Origin of the sequence: Clostridium neuense (assembly GCF_045310695.1) — a bacterium.
Classification (GTDB): domain Bacteria; phylum Bacillota; class Clostridia; order Clostridiales; family Clostridiaceae; genus Clostridium_S; species Clostridium_S neuense.
In genome coordinates this window covers 75815-93087 of record NZ_JBJIAA010000009.1, presented here as the reverse complement: position 1 = coordinate 93087, position 17273 = coordinate 75815, and the positions used below count along the sequence as shown (strand labels likewise).

At 28.1% G+C, this 17273-nt stretch carries 20 protein-coding genes; 14 read left to right on the top strand and 6 right to left on the bottom strand.

Going from position 1 to position 17273, the window contains the following annotated elements:
• Nucleotides 1-30 precede the first annotated feature (30 nt).
• Together pglZ and brxL are read left to right on the top strand one after the other, a co-directional pair.
• Complete coding sequence (gene pglZ, locus ACJDT4_RS11955; protein WP_406787804.1) at nucleotides 31-2583, top strand: BREX-1 system phosphatase PglZ type A; 2553 nt, start codon at nucleotides 31-33, stop codon at nucleotides 2581-2583.
• A gap of 34 nt (nucleotides 2584-2617) precedes the next feature.
• Nucleotides 2618-4666 (top strand): protease Lon-related BREX system protein BrxL, encoded by a 2049-nt coding sequence (gene brxL, locus ACJDT4_RS11950; RefSeq protein WP_406787803.1) that lies wholly within the window; start codon nucleotides 2618-2620, stop codon nucleotides 4664-4666.
• A 115-nt stretch (nucleotides 4667-4781) separates the two neighbouring features.
• Here brxL and ACJDT4_RS11945 read toward each other — a convergent pair whose 3' ends face one another.
• From ACJDT4_RS11945 to ACJDT4_RS11935, 3 genes are all read right to left on the bottom strand, one after another.
• Nucleotides 4782-5072, bottom strand: a complete 291-nt coding sequence (locus ACJDT4_RS11945; RefSeq protein ID WP_406787802.1) for a hypothetical protein — start codon at nucleotides 5070-5072, stop codon at nucleotides 4782-4784.
• Nucleotides 5062-6051 (bottom strand): ParM/StbA family protein, encoded by a 990-nt coding sequence (locus ACJDT4_RS11940; protein WP_406787801.1) that lies wholly within the window; start codon nucleotides 6049-6051, stop codon nucleotides 5062-5064. The genes ACJDT4_RS11945 and ACJDT4_RS11940 overlap by 11 nt, the downstream gene beginning before the upstream one ends.
• Nucleotides 6052-6377: 326 nt before the next feature.
• Complete coding sequence (locus tag ACJDT4_RS11935; protein WP_406787800.1) at nucleotides 6378-6599, bottom strand: helix-turn-helix domain-containing protein; 222 nt, start codon at nucleotides 6597-6599, stop codon at nucleotides 6378-6380.
• Nucleotides 6600-6928: 329 nt separating this feature from the next.
• Between ACJDT4_RS11935 and ACJDT4_RS11930 the strand changes: the two genes are divergently transcribed.
• Nucleotides 6929-7801 (top strand): hypothetical protein, encoded by an 873-nt coding sequence (locus tag ACJDT4_RS11930; protein ID WP_406787799.1) that lies wholly within the window; start codon nucleotides 6929-6931, stop codon nucleotides 7799-7801.
• Nucleotides 7802-7992: 191 nt separating this feature from the next.
• Here the strand turns inward: ACJDT4_RS11930 and ACJDT4_RS11925 are convergent, their stop codons facing one another.
• Nucleotides 7993-8907: a tyrosine-type recombinase/integrase gene (locus ACJDT4_RS11925; RefSeq protein WP_406787798.1), complete on the bottom strand. Its 915-nt coding sequence runs from the start codon at nucleotides 8905-8907 to the stop codon at nucleotides 7993-7995.
• Nucleotides 8908-9233: 326 nt separating this feature from the next.
• Between ACJDT4_RS11925 and ACJDT4_RS11920 the strand changes: the two genes are divergently transcribed.
• Complete coding sequence (locus ACJDT4_RS11920) at nucleotides 9234-9722, top strand: hypothetical protein (RefSeq protein ID WP_406787797.1); 489 nt, start codon at nucleotides 9234-9236, stop codon at nucleotides 9720-9722.
• Between the two features lie 218 nt (nucleotides 9723-9940).
• Nucleotides 9941-10960 (top strand): hypothetical protein, encoded by a 1020-nt coding sequence (locus ACJDT4_RS11915; RefSeq protein ID WP_406787796.1) that lies wholly within the window; start codon nucleotides 9941-9943, stop codon nucleotides 10958-10960.
• A 47-nt stretch (nucleotides 10961-11007) separates the two neighbouring features.
• Here ACJDT4_RS11915 and ACJDT4_RS11910 read toward each other — a convergent pair whose 3' ends face one another.
• Nucleotides 11008-11928 (bottom strand): tyrosine-type recombinase/integrase, encoded by a 921-nt coding sequence (locus ACJDT4_RS11910; protein WP_406787795.1) that lies wholly within the window; start codon nucleotides 11926-11928, stop codon nucleotides 11008-11010.
• Nucleotides 11929-12297: 369 nt separating this feature from the next.
• Here ACJDT4_RS11910 and ACJDT4_RS11905 point away from each other — a divergent pair, with 369 nt between their 5' ends.
• From ACJDT4_RS11905 to ACJDT4_RS11890, 4 genes are all read left to right on the top strand, one after another.
• Complete coding sequence (locus tag ACJDT4_RS11905) at nucleotides 12298-12480, top strand: hypothetical protein (RefSeq protein ID WP_406787794.1); 183 nt, start codon at nucleotides 12298-12300, stop codon at nucleotides 12478-12480.
• 147 nt (nucleotides 12481-12627) lie between these two features.
• The gene (locus tag ACJDT4_RS11900) at nucleotides 12628-12963 is read left to right on the top strand and encodes a hypothetical protein (protein ID WP_406787793.1); all 336 of its coding nucleotides are present in this window, start codon (nucleotides 12628-12630) and stop codon (nucleotides 12961-12963) included.
• A gap of 140 nt (nucleotides 12964-13103) precedes the next feature.
• Nucleotides 13104-14123, top strand: coding sequence for an oxidoreductase (locus ACJDT4_RS11895; RefSeq protein WP_406787792.1), 1020 nt, complete (start codon nucleotides 13104-13106; stop codon nucleotides 14121-14123).
• 29 nt (nucleotides 14124-14152) lie between these two features.
• Entirely contained in the window at nucleotides 14153-14482 is a 330-nt protein-coding gene (locus ACJDT4_RS11890; protein WP_406787791.1) for a hypothetical protein, read from the top strand.
• Between the two features lie 79 nt (nucleotides 14483-14561).
• Here the strand turns inward: ACJDT4_RS11890 and ACJDT4_RS11885 are convergent, their stop codons facing one another.
• Nucleotides 14562-15131 (bottom strand): spore coat protein, encoded by a 570-nt coding sequence (locus ACJDT4_RS11885; protein ID WP_406787790.1) that lies wholly within the window; start codon nucleotides 15129-15131, stop codon nucleotides 14562-14564.
• 339 nt (nucleotides 15132-15470) lie between these two features.
• Between ACJDT4_RS11885 and ACJDT4_RS11880 the strand changes: the two genes are divergently transcribed.
• From ACJDT4_RS11880 to ACJDT4_RS11860, 5 genes are all read left to right on the top strand, one after another.
• Nucleotides 15471-15704, top strand: coding sequence for a spore coat associated protein CotJA (locus ACJDT4_RS11880; RefSeq protein WP_406787789.1), 234 nt, complete (start codon nucleotides 15471-15473; stop codon nucleotides 15702-15704).
• Between the two features lie 16 nt (nucleotides 15705-15720).
• Complete coding sequence (locus ACJDT4_RS11875; RefSeq protein WP_406787788.1) at nucleotides 15721-15987, top strand: spore coat protein CotJB; 267 nt, start codon at nucleotides 15721-15723, stop codon at nucleotides 15985-15987.
• A gap of 26 nt (nucleotides 15988-16013) precedes the next feature.
• A complete protein-coding gene (locus ACJDT4_RS11870; protein WP_406787787.1) occupies nucleotides 16014-16613 on the top strand; it encodes a manganese catalase family protein in 600 nt (199 codons plus the stop codon).
• 185 nt (nucleotides 16614-16798) lie between these two features.
• Nucleotides 16799-17107 carry a hypothetical protein gene (locus tag ACJDT4_RS11865; RefSeq protein ID WP_406787786.1) on the top strand — a complete coding sequence of 103 codons (309 nt, stop codon included), beginning with the start codon at nucleotides 16799-16801 and terminating at the stop codon, nucleotides 17105-17107.
• Between the two features lie 18 nt (nucleotides 17108-17125).
• The gene (locus ACJDT4_RS11860) at nucleotides 17126-17272 is read left to right on the top strand and encodes a hypothetical protein (protein ID WP_406787785.1); all 147 of its coding nucleotides are present in this window, start codon (nucleotides 17126-17128) and stop codon (nucleotides 17270-17272) included.
• The last annotated feature ends 1 nt before the right edge of the window (nucleotide 17273 follow it).

The window sequence follows — 17273 nt, the reverse complement described above, 5'->3', positions numbered from 1 at the left end:
ATCCAGATGTTTTAAGGAGATGAAAACATTATGGTAGATATAGATGTTCTTAATTTACTAAAAAGTGAATTTAATAAACCATTGAAAAATGGAGAAAAGAGAAAAATTGTTTTTTGGAATGATTATGAAAAAGAATTTGAAGATACAATTAGTGAAATTAATATAGATGGAGTTAAAATACATAAATTAACAAATACAAACAATTTTGCGACTAAGTATCTTATAGAGGAAGAAGATGCTGAATCTAATTTTTTAATATATAATACTTCAAAAGTTGAAGATGATAGAGAAAACTGGCTCTTAGACATAGCTTTATATTCAGAACAATTTTATGCAGATAGGGCTTCTTTAATAATGAAGGAGCTTGAAATAGATGTTAATTTAAGAAATACATTTAATGAGTATAAAGATTTTTTTAATGCAATAGAAAGAAGAAAAAAAATTGGTAAATTTGAGTTTAATATTGATACAAAAGAAAAATTAGAATTAGCTATTATGGGAGCATTATGCAATTCAAAAACTATAGAATTTGAAGAGATATTAAAGATTATATTGATGGAGTCTTTAGATGAGGAAGAAAATAAATACTATATTAATTTTCAAAAATACAATATTGATAAAGCTTTTTGGAAATATGCAAAGATAAAGTATGGCTTTGATAAGGAAAATAAGACATTAAAAAAGCTACTGATTTATTTAATATCAACAGTGTTAGGAAGTTACATAAGTGAAGATAAACTAAGAAGAATAAGTGAATTTATTGGAAAGAACAAACCTAATTGTGTTATTTTCATAGACCATTTTCAAAATCACAGAACTGATTCTGCTAAATATGATTTGCTTTCAGAGGCTTATGAGAAGGAAGTTAATGTTACACAAATCATAGAGGACTTAGATATTGAAGACTTTAAAGATATAGATATACTAAAAATCTTTGATAGGGCAATAATTAAATATATAGTAAATAGTTTGGAAAATAAGATTGAGGATTATGATAGATTTATTGAAATTATAAGAGGAAGAAGAACCAAGCATTTTTATGAGCAATATGAGGGCGTTTATGAAGCCTTATTTAATGTTGTTGAAATGCATAAATTTTACAAGAAGTATAATAGCGGTATACCTCAAAGGGATAATGAAAAGTTATTTAAGGATTATATAGAGGAATACTATAAAATGGATACATTTTATAGAAAATTTTATTATTACTATGATATACAGCCCGAAAGTAATACAATTAATAAACTTAAACAGTTAGCTGAAAATATATATGTAAATTGGTATTTAGCTGAAGTTGGTACCAATTGGACTTATGCAATAGATGATGAGATGAAAAATGATTGGAGAATACCTGGAGTAGTAAATCAAAGGGATTTCTATAATACATATGTTAATCCAATGGTTTCTAAAGGTGAAAGGATTTTTGTAATTATATCTGATGCACTTAGATATGAAGTGGGAAATGAAATAGCTGAAAGACTTAATGAAGAGGTAATAAATTCTACTAATATAAATGCCATGTTATCTACTGTACCTTCAATTACTAAATTAGGAATGGCTTCATTACTTCCACATAATACAATAAGTTTAAGGGAAGATGGAAGAGTATTTATAGATGGTAAAGATAGCAGTGGAATAGATAATAGAAATACAATTTTAAACGATAATTTTGAAAACAGTAAAGCTTTTGATTATCAAAAACTTCCTAAGAGTAGTACTGAATTTCTTGAAGGATTAAAAGGATATAAGCTTATATATATATATCATAATACTATTGATGCTACAGCAGATAAAGGTGCTACTGAAATACAAACTTTTGAAGTGGTTCAAAAGGCAATTGATGAAATATTAGATTTAATACGGAAAATTAAGGATTGGTTAGGCGGTATTAACGTTATAGTCACATCTGACCATGGTTTTATATATCAAAGAGGGGACTTAGAAGAAAGTGATAAAATAACAAAAGAAGCAGTCCATGCAATTGATAAAAACAGAAGAAGTTTTATAACTAAAGAAAGTAAAGAAAGTGATAGTCTAATAAAAGTAGACATGAATTATATATTAAAGGATAGTAAATTTAATGCATATATGCCGAAGTCTAATATAAGATTTAAAGTTCAAGGAGAGGGTGCTAAATTTGTCCATGGAGGAACTACACTTCAAGAAACTGTAGTTCCAGTAGTATTGTTCAAAAATATTAGAAGTTCATACAAAAATAGTATTAAGGCTGATAAGGTTAAAGTTAAGTTAACTAATGAAGTTAAAAAAATAACAAATAGTTTATTTACTCTGAATTTCTTCCAAACAGAAAGAATTAGCGAAAAGATAATACCTGTAACCTTAGATATTTATATGATAGATGAGAATAAGAATATTATTTCAAATATAGAAACAATATTGGCGGATTTAAAAAGTGATAGACCAGAAGAACGAATGTTTAAAATTAGACTAACATTAAAAGCTATGAATTATGATAAAAATAAGAAATATTATTTGATAGTTAAAGATAAGGAAGCAGGAGATATCTTAGAAGAAATACCTTTTATTATTAGTTTGGGAATAGCAAATGATTTCGATTTTTAAATGAACAATTAAGATGTAATTGGGGAGGATATAAATGGATTCTGAAAGATCAAGTGTTGATTTAGATAAAAAGCTTAATGAAGTCTTTCCAGGCAGAGTTGTTAGAAAAGATTTGACAAAATCAATTAAAGAAGGAGCCAATGTTCCTGTATACGTACTTGAATATCTACTTGGAATGTATTGTGCCACTGATGATGAAGAAAGCATTAATGAAGGAGTAGAAAGGGTAAAAAATATACTTGCTCAAAATTATGTAAGACCAGATGAAGCGGAAAAAGTTAAGTCAAGAATTAGAGAACTTGGTCAATATACGATAATTGATAAGATTAATGTAAAGCTGAATGAAAAAATTGATATATATGAAGCGGAATTTTCTAATCTTGGACTAAAGGGCGTTCCTATATCGCCTAATTATGTTAAAGAATTTGATAAACTTCTTCAAGGTGGAATATGGTGTATTTTAAAAATGAATTATTATTTTGATGAAGAAGTAAGAAATTCAAATCCTTTTAGCATTTCAAATTTGAAACCTATTCAAATGCCTAATATGGATATTAATGAAATATTTGATGGAAGAGAAAGTTTTACAAAGGAAGAATGGATAGATGTATTAATACGTTCTACAGGAATGGAATGTACACAGCTTGATAATAGTGTAAAATGGCATTTACTTGAAAGGCTTGTTCCATTAGTTGAGAATAATTATAATGTTTGTGAACTTGGACCAAGAGGAACAGGTAAGTCACATATATATAAAGAAATATCTCCGAACAGTATTCTTGTTTCTGGAGGTCAAACTACTGTTGCTAATCTTTTTTATAATATGTCATCGAGGAAAATTGGTTTAGTAGGTCTTTGGGATGCAGTTGTTTTTGATGAAGTAGCTGGAATAAAATTTAAGGATAAAGACGGAATACAGATGATGAAAGATTATATGGCTTCAGGATCCTTTGCAAGGGGCAAGGAAGAAAAAACTGCTTCAGCTTCTATGGTATTTGAAGGTAATATTAATCAAAGCTTAGATTCACTTATTAAAACTTCTCACCTTTTTGCACCGTTTCCAGAAGAAATGGCTAATGATTCAGCCTTCTTCGATAGAATGCATTTTTATATACCAGGCTGGGAGATCCCTAAAATGCGACCAGAATTTTTAACTGATAATTATGGATTTATTGTTGATTACATGGCAGAATTTTTTAGGGAAATGAGAAAACGCTCATTTTCGGATGCTATAGATAAATACTTTAAGCTTGGAAACAATCTAAATCAGAGAGATGTTATAGCTGTAAGAAAGACAGTATCAGGCCTCATAAAGCTTATATATCCTAATGGTCAGTTTACAAAAGAAGATTTAGAAGAGATATTAAAATATGCACTTGTAGGAAGAAGGAGAGTAAAGGAACAGCTTAAAAAAATAGGTGGTATGGAGTTTTATGATGTTCATTTCTCGTATATTGATAAAGAAAAAATGAATGAAGAGTTTGTATCTGTTCCAGAACAAGGTGGGGGCAAACTTATACCAGAAGGTTTTGGAAAGTCAGGACATGTATATGTTGTAGGTCATAGTGCTTCAGGGATGATTGGGGTATTTAAACTTGAAAATCAAGTGGTAAGTGGAAGTGGAAAGTTTGAAAAGTCAGGAGTAGGTTCTAATAGAGATGTAAAGGAAAGTTTAGATACTGCTTTTAGATATTTTACATCAAATTCTAAAAGTATTAGTAGCTCTATAAGTACAAAAACAAAGGATTATCTTATGCATATTAGTGATTTACAAGGCATAGGGGTAACTGATGAAATTGCTATTGCTGAACTTATAGGATTATGCTCAGGAGCTTTAGAAAAACCTGTTCAAGAAAGTCTTGCTGTATTAGGTAATATGACAGTGGGAGGTACTATAAGTAAAATAGAAGACTTTGCTAACTGTCTACAAGTTTGCGTTGATGCAGGAGCAAAAAGGGTACTTATACCAGCATCTTCTGTTGCTGATTTTCAAACAGTGCCATCAGATTTACTAATAAAAGTACAACCTATATTTTATTCTGATCCAATTGATGCTGTGTTTAAGGCATTGGGAGTAAATTAAATAAGGACGAGACTGTTACGTTAATAGTATAGGTTCTAATATAATACATTATTTTGATTGTTGAATAATGCATTATAGATAGCTTATTTTATGCAACAGTCTTATTGCTTTTTAATTAAAATAGCTCTTTAATTAATGAAATATCATCTTTTGTAAGTGCATTTTGTTTAACAGTTGAGGTATTATTTTCACTTTGAGTTTCAATAATTAATTGCTTGTCTTTTAATATATCATCAATAATCTTTTCGATTTCACTTCTAAGATCTTGACATTTAGTATTTGTATCAGTCATTTGGGTTTTTACAAGTTCACATATAAAATTACTTATATTGGGCTTGTTTTTCAAGTAATTATATACATCAGAATAATATTCACAAAAGCTAATAGATATTTTATTAGTTGCCATATTTTATCTCCAAAATATTTAAAAATGACAGGCAATTAGAGAATTGGCTATCTTGCTCTATTATGGCAAGAGGATACTGATTAAGTATATATTGTTTCAATAATAGTGATCCACCGCCAATAAATACTAATTTTGTATTGTTGAAGGTTAAGCCTCTGCTTCGAGCATAGTTAAATATTTCAGTTACATGCTTATTAATTAATTTTTCAATAATTTCTTTACTTTCTACTTTTTTTATGCCACACATATAAAGGTCACCATTGTTTTTAAATACTTCTTCTACATCTGCATCTGTTATAAGAACGCCATATATAGATGTTAATGTTTCTGCAATTTTGGAACGTAAAACATTAATTCCTAAGTTTGCAACGTTCATTGTGTCGAGTTCTGGAACTAATCTATTAAACGTACAAAAGTTTACATTTAAAGAACCTATGTCTACAATGGTTGCTTTTTTTGTTCGAAAATCATCTGTTCTAATATATAAAGGACCTGTAGCCTCGGGAAGAATAAGGAGTGAGTTTATTTTAAAGGCATATGCTGTCCCATTTATTTTTATGGAAACTGTTTCTCCATTATTTTGAATGAATTTTTTGTAATTTTCTTTTAGTATATTATTTTTGTACACATTTAAGGGCGCATTTATAGCTAAATTTATATTAGGTAAACCATGCATTAAGGCGTTAGTCTTATCTATGAATTGGCATATCGTATTGTATATGGACAATTTATGTTGAATTGTAGTCTTTGTTATTTGAAAATCACAAGAAGTTTCTGACACCATGTCTCCTATCAAGTATGATTTGCCTTTGAATTCTATTATGTATGTGTTTTTCGTTATATCTACACCTAAATCATCAATTTCTTGAATTTTTGTTCTAAAAATAACTTTTTCTATTTTTTCTCCTATTTTTATTATTCCTTTTGTTGAAGATTTTCCTGAGTCTATAGCTATATTCGTTAATATTTCTTTCATCATTTGTTTCCTCCATATATTATTATATTTAAGTATTTTTTATATAATATACAGTAGCAATAAGAAATATTACGAAAATATAGTATTAAAGATGTTTGAGGAAGGCGAAGAAGTAGGAAAAGGTAAGATTTACTATTTAGGATTATAATTAATTGTATTGCTTATGTTGGATGAGTAAATATGTAACTATTTATGTGGAAATATTTACAGTTTAAAACATAAAAAGTTGATATATGTTTTAAAATAAGTTTTTTTATCCTTCATAAAGTCAATTAAACTCTATGGCATTTGCAGTTAAAGTCATAGAGTTTAATTTGGGTTATTTAAAATTATTTTGCTGAGAAATCATCGCTCATGAATACAATTGGCGAGATATTATAATATTCACACAAAGTTTTTACTGTTGCAAAGCTTGGATTTGTGCGTTCGCCAATTTCTAATCGGTTAATGTAAGAAGCTGATAAGTTAGTATCATTTTCAACTTTTTTTAAAGTGAAACCATTTTTAATGCGTAGTTTTTTTATTTTTTCACCAAATGTTATTTTAGACACGTCCTTTCCGATTAAATTCTTTTAGAATACCTAATTTTTAAGTTATTTATATATTATATGTACTTAATCATAATTTTTTCAAACTATAAAGTTAAAGAGCTGTTGTAAATTATAATTTACAAATAGTTATATATAGCACTATAATTAATGAATTATAAAATTTTGAATATATATTATTTAACGAAAGTTGTAAAATATAATTTACAGCATAAGTAATTTAATGATAATATAGGAATAAAAATGACATAATATCCAATTATTCCATAGTTTATTAAAAAAATATATTGGAAAAATATCATTAAACATAAATAAGAAAGGAAGAGTTTTAAATGAAACTTGCAAAAGAATTAAAGAATACTATGGAATGTGATTATTTGGATAAGGAAGGGGGATTGCGTAATCTGTTAACGATATTAAATAGAGATTATAAATTTTCTGATAATCAATTAGCACTAATTACTAAAATGGATTGTAATTATATATATAAATTAAGAACTGGCAAGTTGAAGGATGCTTATCCACAAATTATAAAAAAGATATCACATAATTTAAATATTAATGTTGAACTTTTACTAAGCAATTCAGATTATTACCATAAAATGAAACATACATGTAGAGTTATTTTCGGTTCATATGGTCAATTTGAATACATAGGTGAATTTGGTGAAGGAGAACAGTTATGGAGGGACAATAAATGTGGCTTTTGTTTTATTAGAAAGGCAAAATATTTTAGATTAAACAATAGTGGAAATTTTTGCAAGGCATGTAACGTAATATCATCGAATAAAAGCTGTGAAGTTGATTTTCTTAACAGTATAAAAGGATTAACAACTAAATTTTCTAACGTATATTTTGTAGTACAGTCTACACATCCAGAACTAAGAAGTCAGCAAGTAGGACCTGGAAAAAAATCTAAAAAACTTATTATTGATATGGAAGTGTATATAAAAGTACAAAGAAATTTTATACCTATAATTGCAATTGAGACTAATGAGAATAACCATACCAGTTATTTTGTCAATCAGGATAATTTATACGACAATTACAAAAGAAAAAGAAAGTTTTTTAATAATTTAAAAGTTACTTTCTTGGAGATTCCTTATGTACGTGATAAAGAAAGTGTGCCTTTAACTAATTTTAGACCAGAAGTTTTAGAAAATATAATTTCTAAGAAATTGAAAATTTATGGTGTAAATGCTTAAAGTTTTGTGATGTTAAAGTTGTATATAAATCTGGCAAAATTGGGTGTTGATATATATCAATTAAAAAATAGATATATAAAATAAACTGGATATTATTTTGAATTAAAGGAAACTATTGTATTAAATAATATATGTAATATTTAATACAATAGTTCCAAATGAATAAAATGTACAATGAATACAGAGCAGTTTTATATAAGATTAGCAATTTCATCAGTATCATTAAAATTTAAATGGGTATATTGTTCTAAAACCTCCAAGCTTATTCCAACATATCTTTGAATTTTACTTAGTGATACATTTTTTCTAATCATAGTGGTTATGAAAGTATGTCTAAAACTATGACCTGTTATTCGTTTCCCAGTTTCGGAGAGAAGACCATAAGTGTATTTATTTATTATTTTGTTATATGGAGTTGTTGATATACTAAATACTTTGTCATTTAAGCTGTTAGAAAATGAGGAAATTCTAAAGTGTTGTTCTAACGCTTTTACAGCATTATCGCTTATTCTAACTGTGTCAAAGTTACAGTTTTTAGGTCTCCAAATATTCATAGTTTTGTTAGAAAAATTAAAGTCGCTCCATTTTAAATATAAAACTTCACTTCTGCGGAGACCGTGATTTAGTATATGAATTAAAGCTATATCTCTATATTTATTTTTACTCTTATCGTTTTCAACTCTTTGTAAGATCAAGTTTCTTACTTCCTGTGATATAACACCATTTCTAATTTCAGATACTTTTAATTTTTTTTCTCTTCGTTGATTTCCGAATTTATCGGTATTAAGTTTTTTGATTATATCCTCATTTATATAATCAAATCGGTGCATTATCCTAAGATAAGTTCTTAGGCAATTATATTTTCTACATGTAGAGCTGAAACAATAGTTTTTATTAAGATATTCTTTAAATAGTTCTAAATGAAAGTATCCTATATCGCTGACATATCTTATTTTATTACTTAGTTCTTGTTGTATAAATTTATAAAATATTTTAATATCAGTTGTATAGCTTACTATTGTTTGTTTAGCTTTACCCTCTACTTGTAAGCTTTTTATAAAAATATCTATACTGTGTTTTATCGTAATGTTAAAATTTTTAGTCAAAATTACTCCTCCTTATTAAAGCATAATCTTTATATTTTAATTCTGCTTTAGAGGAGCAACATACATTAAATGGATAAAGTATGTGTGTTCTCAAAAATAAAATAAAAATTTATAGTTTTCATAACTGCTTCTGTAGATAATTGTACTATTTAATTCTAACATATTGATGTAATAACATAAATACGAGTTAATTGGAATGTTTTACATGATAAGTAAAAAATGAATTATATAGTTGCTGAGTAATAAGTATATTTTTATCTGAGAGATAATTTAGGCTGTATTTTTGATATAATTAGCACGTTATAGGTTATTAGAGGTGATATAATTTGTTTTATGATAAAATTTTAAGAAAATGGATTGAAAGTGATAATGTAGAAGATTTGCTGAATAAATTTTTGCCTAAATTTGTGTACTGTTCTTTAAGATTGGATAATATTAATACAACATTTGAAAATATTAAGATTAATAAGGTGGATAAAGCTGTTAAAAGTTACATGGATTTTTGCAGTAGTGTTTTAAAATTAGATTCTAATATAGAAGTTAATGCTAATGATGCTTTGCAGTCGGTTAGTCGTTTTTATTGTTCATCGTATTATTTTTTAGGTGGGAGAATATCAAGGATGTTAGTTAATCATGCTCTTATAGCTAATAATCTTCCACCAATTATATTTTTTTATAATGATAAAGAAGAGCATGATTTATCATTACATAACATTGAGAAAATGGTTGAATTTTTGGATAAGCAAGCATATAAAACATGGATGAAGGATTATAATATGAAGTCAAAAACTTTAAATTATTTTTTGGATAAGTAATTAAAAAAGTAAAACGTTTAATTTTAGAAAAAAATAGATCTATATAGAGGAATTTTTAAACAAATATAGAATAAATAATTTTAAGTATATAATTAGGGTGTTATTATATTATTGAAAAAGAAATATAGAATAATATATTTATGATTAGTACAATTATTGATTTATAGTAGATTTAAAAGAAGTTAGAGTGATAAAAAGGTGTCTGAAGGTGAAGAAGTGTGAAGTTTAATATGCTTGAAAATGCAATGGACTCTTTAAATGAAGCCATTGACTATTATAAAAATGGCATAGATAACAATGATGAAAGATGTTTTAAGTTTTGCATATTATTATTAAGTCATAGTGCAGAATTAATTTTGAAGGAAATATTGTATACTCAACATGGAATTTTGATATATGAAGATATTGATAGGGTTAAAAATGAAAATGATAAAACGGTAGGATTTAAATTGGCTTTACATAGAATTAAAAATATATGCAAAGTTGATTTAGGTAGATACAATAACTATCTTCTTGAATTATTTGATGTAAGAAATAATATTCAACATTATAAGTTTTCTATATCGTCAGAAATGTGTACTAATATTATTACATCATCTTTCTCAGCTATCGAATATATAATATATAATATATTACATAGAACATTTAATGATTTTGAGGATATAATTACTGAGGAACAGATTGAATTTTTGCATGATGATAAAAAGATGTATAACAAAAAGAAAAAAGATATAGCGCAAGATATATTAGACCATAATATGGTAAAGATTGGTGTAGAGTATATAAAAAATAAATTTATTTATATACCATGTCCGCATTGTTCGGAAGAGACTTTGGTAAATGAGGGTGATATTATTGAATGTAAGTTTTGTGGAAGAAAATTTAATTCAATTGAGGACATGTATAATGAAGACTTTAATTGTGTTATATCAACACATATGTGTAGGGAAATAGGGAGAAGAAAAGATGTTTTAAGAAATATTTATGAATGTGAAAATTGTAATAATGATACGCTTATTTATAGTGAAGTTTTGGGTGAGTGGATATGTCTATCTTGCGGAAATCATATCTCATCTATTACATGTGATGATTGTGGAGATGAAGTCCCAAATTGTGAGTATAACTATACATTTGCACAGTCATATACGGATACTGAAGATTATATGTACTTATGTAATAGTTGTGGTAAGAAACTAAAAGATAGCGAATATGGCTATTGTGAATATGAAATAAGGTAGTTGGAAATATTATTAATTATAAACAAAGGGTTTTTTAAACCCTTTGTTTATAATATTTTGTTTATATCTTTTACTAAACCAATGTCTTTAATTTTATTGTTAAGATCACTTGAGACCATATGAACATAAACTTTTGTAGTATTTAAGTCTTCATGACCTAAGATTTGTGCAATGGTCAAACTATCTATATTTTCCATTGCTAAGTTTGTGGCAAATGCGTGACGGCATTTATGTAATGTATAGCCTTTGCCATCAAGATTGTTCTTTTTTATATATTTTCTAAAAATAGTTTCTGCTGTGGTTTCACTCATATGATTATATGCATTTGAAAACATAACATAATCATGTGTATCACATTTTCGCTCTGCTAATAGAGCTTGTAGGTATGTTGGCAGAGGGGGAAGAAGTGGTATTTGTCTACTTTTTTTACCTTTAGATTTTATAATGTTTATAGTTAAATCTTTGAAGTTAATATCTTTCCATCGTAAATTAATTAGTTCTTGTCTCCGCATACCTGTTAAAAATAGCAATAAAAACATGCATTTATCTCTTAAGATAAAATTACCACCAAATTTATCTATAGAGTTTAAAATTTTTTCAGTATCTTCCCTTGTAACGTATATAGGTAATTCCCTTGGAAGCTTTGGCGCCTTTATACTTGCCATATAGTTTCGAGAAATAAATTCTTCCTGATATAGATATTTAAAAAAACTACTAAGACAGTGTATTTTTCTTCGCATTGTAGCTGTTGCATAGTTTTTTTCAAATTTTAAATATTGAAAAAATTTTTTTAATAAGTTTTTGTTCATTTCATTAACTGTTGCTTTTATTCCTTGTTCCATAAGAAAATTTAAAAATATTTTAAAGTCCGAGCTGTAATTTGCTTTTGTATGTTTAGATATGTCCTTTTCTACAATTTGATTATTAATAAAATCATCAAATAATTCATCTAAAAAAAGTTCTTTCATTGGTATATTTTCACTCCTTGCATTGAAATAAATAATTAGTATTTCTAATAGTTATAGACTTATGTAGTTTAGTTACAATAATTCTGTGCCTATAAAAATACAATAACTAATTATTGTACTATTTTTAGCAAACCCAAGATTTAACAAGGCCTACACCTCCTCCAAAAATGTGGATTTAGGTGCTGGAGTGAAAAATAAGCATAGTTCTCGGCTTATAGGTTTACTCGCCCATTGATAACACTAGGTTTTATGCCTGGTGTTTTTGTTTTTTGTATAAAGCATAAAATAAGCATATTTTGTCACCAATAAGAGATCATAAGTAAATTGTAGAAAACATATATAAATATAAGAATTGCAAAGGAGGGTGTTATGAAATATATATTAAAATTAGAGTTTAAGGGTAAACCAGAATGCAGCAGATGTGTGTTAAATGGAGCAATGGGACAGGATTTGTATGGTAATACTGTCATGGTGTGTCATGGATTAGGCAGTAGACCTCATTGCCCAGAAGAAGGATGTCTCAAAGATTGTCCATTGAAGAGAAAAGATTAAAGCTTAGCTTAAAGGCTAGGCTTTTTTTTGAAGAATAATCAGAAAAGGTTTGGCATATCAGAGTTTACACTTACTTTATTAGGAAGATGAACAATTTTCCATAGTATGCTATAATGTTCTTTATAGTATGTTTTAGGAGTGATAGAAGTGGACGTTACTTATATATTCATAATTTTATCTGCGTTTTTTATACTTGCTATGATGTACTTTTTCATCAAAAGACCAGAGAATATGAATAGATTAGAGGTTAGTATTTTTTGCTTACTTGGATTTTTTAATTATGTATTACTGGCTTTGTTTTGTTTTTCAAGAGAAGAATTTTTAGTCGCTATATTTGCCTTAGCTAGCTTAATATTTTTATTTGTAGGCATTTTTTTGGTAGTGGAAAAAAAGTTGTTACCAGAGATATGGCCAATATGTAGTGTTTGTTTTTTAGGAACTGCAGTTTATGCTACATTGAGTTTTTTAACCACCTTAAGCTGATATTATTTGTCTGCACTTGTATAAGTAGTAATTGCTGCAGTTTTAAACATTTTGGAATGTAATAAAAGAATTGAAACATAAGGCTCTTAAAATATTTAGAGCAGCATATAATTTGGTGAAATTAAAGGTGGTGATAACAAATGGCTAATATTATGGAATCTATAAGAATCAGAAATGTGGAATTTAAAAATAGAATTGTAATGGCTCCAATGGTGCGTTTTGGATGGCCGTCTTCAAATGGATTTATGGGAGAAAAACTTATAAATCACTACAAGGAAGCAGCTGATAAAGAAGTAGGTTTTGTTATAATGCAGGCGCTTTCTGTATCAGAAGAAAGAACCGGAAAGGGAAGGGCTGGAGTTTTTCTTAATTCCCACGCAGATTATTTAGGGAAAATAGCTGGAGAATATAGAAAAAATGAGACTAGATTATTTGCGCAGTTGGCCTATCCTACTACTGGTTATGGAACAGATGATTGCATAGATGTTAATAGATTATCAAAAGAGAAGTTAACTTATATAAGGGACTTATTTATAAAGTCTGCTAAAATATGTGAAAAGGCTGGTCTTAATGGGATAGAACTTCATGGAGCACATAGGTTTTTTCTTAATATGATTACTTCTCCTATATCCAATAGCCGTGATGATAAATATGGCTGCGACTTAAACGGAAGAATAACTTTAGTAAAAGAAATTGTTGAAGGGATAAAAAGCTGTGTAAAGGATAATTTTATAGTGTGTTATAGAATGGGTTGGAATAAAGATTTGGATACAGATATAAGCACTGCGAAAGCTTTGCAGAGTGTAGGAGTAGATATACTTCACAGTTCTAGTGGAATAAAGGATGAAAACGAAATAAAAATTCCAGAAGATTTTCAGTATAATGATGTGGTTTATATTGGTACTCAAATCAAGAAAAAATTAAATATACCTGTTATTGTAGTAAATGATATAAGAACTATATGCAGAGGGAATTATTTGGTTGAAAATAATTTATGCGATTTTGCAGCTTATGGTAAACCATTTTTAGCGGATTTAAACTTTGTTAAAAAATCATTAGAAAACAGAAACTATGAGGCCTGCTTTAAATGTAAAGAGTGCAAATGGTTTGTAGATGGGAACAAATGTCCCTCACAAATAAAACTGGGAAGAAAATTTTAAAGATTAACGATATGAGGAGGTTTTATAGGATGAATGAGATTCAAAAGAATAACGCAGGTACACTTGGACTTATATCATTAGTATTAGTTATAATTGGATTTATAATTCCAATACTTGGAGCAGCATATATAGTACCAATAGCACTACTAATTTGCACTATTTCTTTGCATGAAAGAATAGGAGGAACAAGTGTTGCAACTTTGGCTATTGCCATCATTAAACTTGCTATTAGCCCTACTTTTTGGGTGCATTTAATAGGCATTGGAGGATTAAAAAGTTTATTTTTTTCTTGGGGAAGCGTAGTATGTATAGTATTAAGTATTTATTATTCAGCAAGGCATTTGGTAGGTAAATACTAATTAAATTGTTTTTATAGATATATATAATTGCTGCACAAATGGTTTTTTAAAGTCCGTTGTGCAGCAATTTACATATACTTTATACGTATGTATTAACTGGTTCATTAATTTCGTTATACATAGATGATATAGTATCAATTTCATTTTGATTTGCAGGAGTTAAAGGATAATAACCTTTTTTAACCATCCATTGCCATACATCATAAGCATGGTTGCAGCTCATTGTAAATGCATCCTTTAAAAATTCTCTTATTTCTGGGTTGCTCATTTCCATAGCGCTCCAAGCATATTCTTTACCGGCTCTTTTTAAAGTTAAAAGGTATGCTGTAGCTATTTCTCTATCATTCATTTTTTGTACATTTGTGCTAGGTGTTATTGGTGAAAAATTGCTAACAGGTGATAAAGTAAAGTCTTTAAGTGTTACATTTAAATTAGGTACGTTTAATTTTTGCTGTGATCCACTAGCTCTTTTTACGAATTCTACCTTCATGTTGTAGTCTTGAATGTGAGCTGGAAAGTGTGTTTCTAGCATAGTTTTCAATTCTTGATCCTGAACCATGTTTTTAAACATAGCCATATTAGTTATTGAATTTACACAACTGACGATGAGTTCGTGTAAATCATGTAATTCGTGTGAAGCTAATTTCATATTAAATTCCTCCCTAAAATTTTCGCGAATATTTTTTTAAGCATCAATATTCAATAAATAACTTTCCTCTAAAATATAATTTTTATACAGTTTAATAATAAAGATTTATGGTAAAATACGAAATAAATTGCATAGCAAAGATAAGATTTTTAATTGCACATATATATATAGATAAATGGCCTTAACTATTGAAATTCATGTGAACCATAATGCCCAGAGGATGGTGTTTGGGTACAAATAAATTTAAAGTTTTAAGATGGTTTATCTTTATAAAGTAACAAAATTCTAAAATATGAATACCATATAATTGTAAGTTAAAATTCAGGAGGAAACTAACAAATGTTTCAAGATGATATGTACGAAAGCATTCCAGATACTGACTATTCAAGAAGAAAGACTTGTATTCCACAAGAAACCGTAATAGCAAATGTAAGGTTAGCATCAGCCTATGTTCCTTTTCAAAAAATGTGCAGTACACTTCCACCCGTAGAAGCTCTTAAAAAAGGAACTATTTTTCCTGAGCTTTATAGTCCATATAGTAGCAAAAAAAGATCTGAAAATTATTTAGGTTAATAAAGGAGATACTCACATGAAAATGGATAAAATGGAACTTTTAAAAGAAATTATGGCTGTAGACTTTACTGTAATAGACTTGAGTTTATATCTTAATACGCATCCAACGGATAAAGATGCTATTGCTAGACACAATTCTTTTGTGGCAAAATCACATATGTTGAAAGGTCAATATGAAAAGTATTTTGGGATGCTAACTGCTACTAATAGCTGCAGCCCTTATCCTTGGCAGTGGATAAATGGACCATGGCCTTGGGAGTATGATGCAAATTTTAGCCTTTAGAATTATAAAGAGGAGAGATATATAAAATGTGGCTTTATGAAAAAAAACTAGAACATCCAGTAAAAATCAAAAATCCTAACGCTCAGCTGGCAAAAGTAATCATAACCCAATACGGAGGCCCTGATGGAGAGTTGGCTGCATCTTTGAGATACTTAAGTCAAAGATTTTCCATGATTACACCTCAAGCCATAGCAACATTAAATGATATTGGTACAGAGGAATTAGCACATCTTGAAATTGTAGGTTCTATAGTTCGTCAGCTTTCAAGAAATGTTAGTGTAGAAGAACTCAAAAAGAGTGGATTGGATGCTTATTATGCAGATCATGATTCTGGTATATATCCAGTAAGTGCAGCAGGAAATCCGTTTACAGCTGCATATATTCAATCAAAAGGCGACCCAATAACAGATCTTTACGAAGATTTGGCAGCAGAACAAAAAGCAAGATCAACCTATGAATACCTAATTAATCTTACTGACGATCCAGAGGTATTAGAACCACTTAAGTTTCTTCGAGAAAGAGAAGTAGTTCACTTTCAAAGATTTGGAGAAGCTTTAAGAATTGTTCAGGATTATTTGAAAGAACCTAAGTTGGCTGTTATTCCGAAGCCTGATTGCATGAAGTAATTTAAGGTTATTGTACTAAGAATGCCCGTACTTAAAATATTTTGAGTACAGGCATTTTATTTATAAAGCTATTTACAAAATAAATAAATTATGTAAAAATATTACTGTAAGTGCAACTCATAAGGTATATCTGAATATATTTAATATATATAATTCTCTATAAGTGGAGAGGAAGTTGATTTTATTTGGGTATGCAGGTATATCAAAGAAATCAGTATAAAATATACAGAGTTGGCGATAATTTTATAGTTCATAATAGTAAGTATAGGTTTTCGGATAAACATACTCATCTTAAAAATTTTAAGCAGGCAAAAAATCTTATTTATTTTGTATTAAATAAAAAGGTACCTAGGTGGGTATCTTTTTACTATTTGAAAAGTTTGATTAGAGTGTCAGATGATGATGAGTATATAACAAAAGTTAATAAAGTGATAGAAATAAAAAAGAGAAAAGCCGAAATGCAGCTTAAATATTGGAACTGTAAAAATTACTAAATGAATGGAGGCATTTTTATGAAAACTACATTTTTACTGGGGACTACAATATTTTTTATAATAATTTTGTTATTCGGAACATTATTTTGTTTTTCTTCTGCTAAGAAAGCTAATGAGTGGGCGGATGAAATTACAGAAAAAGAATATAAAAAATTAAGTAAATAAA

Excerpts from the sequence above, each read along its gene's own strand:
- pglZ (WP_406787804.1), top strand. The coding sequence starts at position 31 with ATGGTAGATATAGATGTTCTTAATTTACTAAAAAGTGAATTTAATAAA.
- brxL (WP_406787803.1), top strand. The coding sequence starts at position 2,618 with ATGGATTCTGAAAGATCAAGTGTTGATTTAGATAAAAAGCTTAATGAA.
- ACJDT4_RS11945 (WP_406787802.1), bottom strand. The coding sequence starts at position 5,072 with ATGGCAACTAATAAAATATCTATTAGCTTTTGTGAATATTATTCTGAT.
- ACJDT4_RS11940 (WP_406787801.1), bottom strand. The coding sequence starts at position 6,051 with ATGATGAAAGAAATATTAACGAATATAGCTATAGACTCAGGAAAATCT.
- ACJDT4_RS11930 (WP_406787799.1), top strand. The coding sequence starts at position 6,929 with ATGAAACTTGCAAAAGAATTAAAGAATACTATGGAATGTGATTATTTG.
- ACJDT4_RS11910 (WP_406787795.1), bottom strand. The coding sequence starts at position 11,928 with ATGAAAGAACTTTTTTTAGATGAATTATTTGATGATTTTATTAATAAT.
- ACJDT4_RS11905 (WP_406787794.1), top strand. The coding sequence starts at position 12,298 with ATGAAATATATATTAAAATTAGAGTTTAAGGGTAAACCAGAATGCAGC.
- ACJDT4_RS11895 (WP_406787792.1), top strand. The coding sequence starts at position 13,104 with ATGGCTAATATTATGGAATCTATAAGAATCAGAAATGTGGAATTTAAA.
- ACJDT4_RS11890 (WP_406787791.1), top strand. The coding sequence starts at position 14,153 with ATGAATGAGATTCAAAAGAATAACGCAGGTACACTTGGACTTATATCA.
- ACJDT4_RS11885 (WP_406787790.1), bottom strand. The coding sequence starts at position 15,131 with ATGAAATTAGCTTCACACGAATTACATGATTTACACGAACTCATCGTC.
- ACJDT4_RS11880 (WP_406787789.1), top strand. The coding sequence starts at position 15,471 with ATGTTTCAAGATGATATGTACGAAAGCATTCCAGATACTGACTATTCA.
- ACJDT4_RS11875 (WP_406787788.1), top strand. The coding sequence starts at position 15,721 with ATGAAAATGGATAAAATGGAACTTTTAAAAGAAATTATGGCTGTAGAC.
- ACJDT4_RS11870 (WP_406787787.1), top strand. The coding sequence starts at position 16,014 with ATGTGGCTTTATGAAAAAAAACTAGAACATCCAGTAAAAATCAAAAAT.
- ACJDT4_RS11860 (WP_406787785.1), top strand. The coding sequence starts at position 17,126 with ATGAAAACTACATTTTTACTGGGGACTACAATATTTTTTATAATAATT.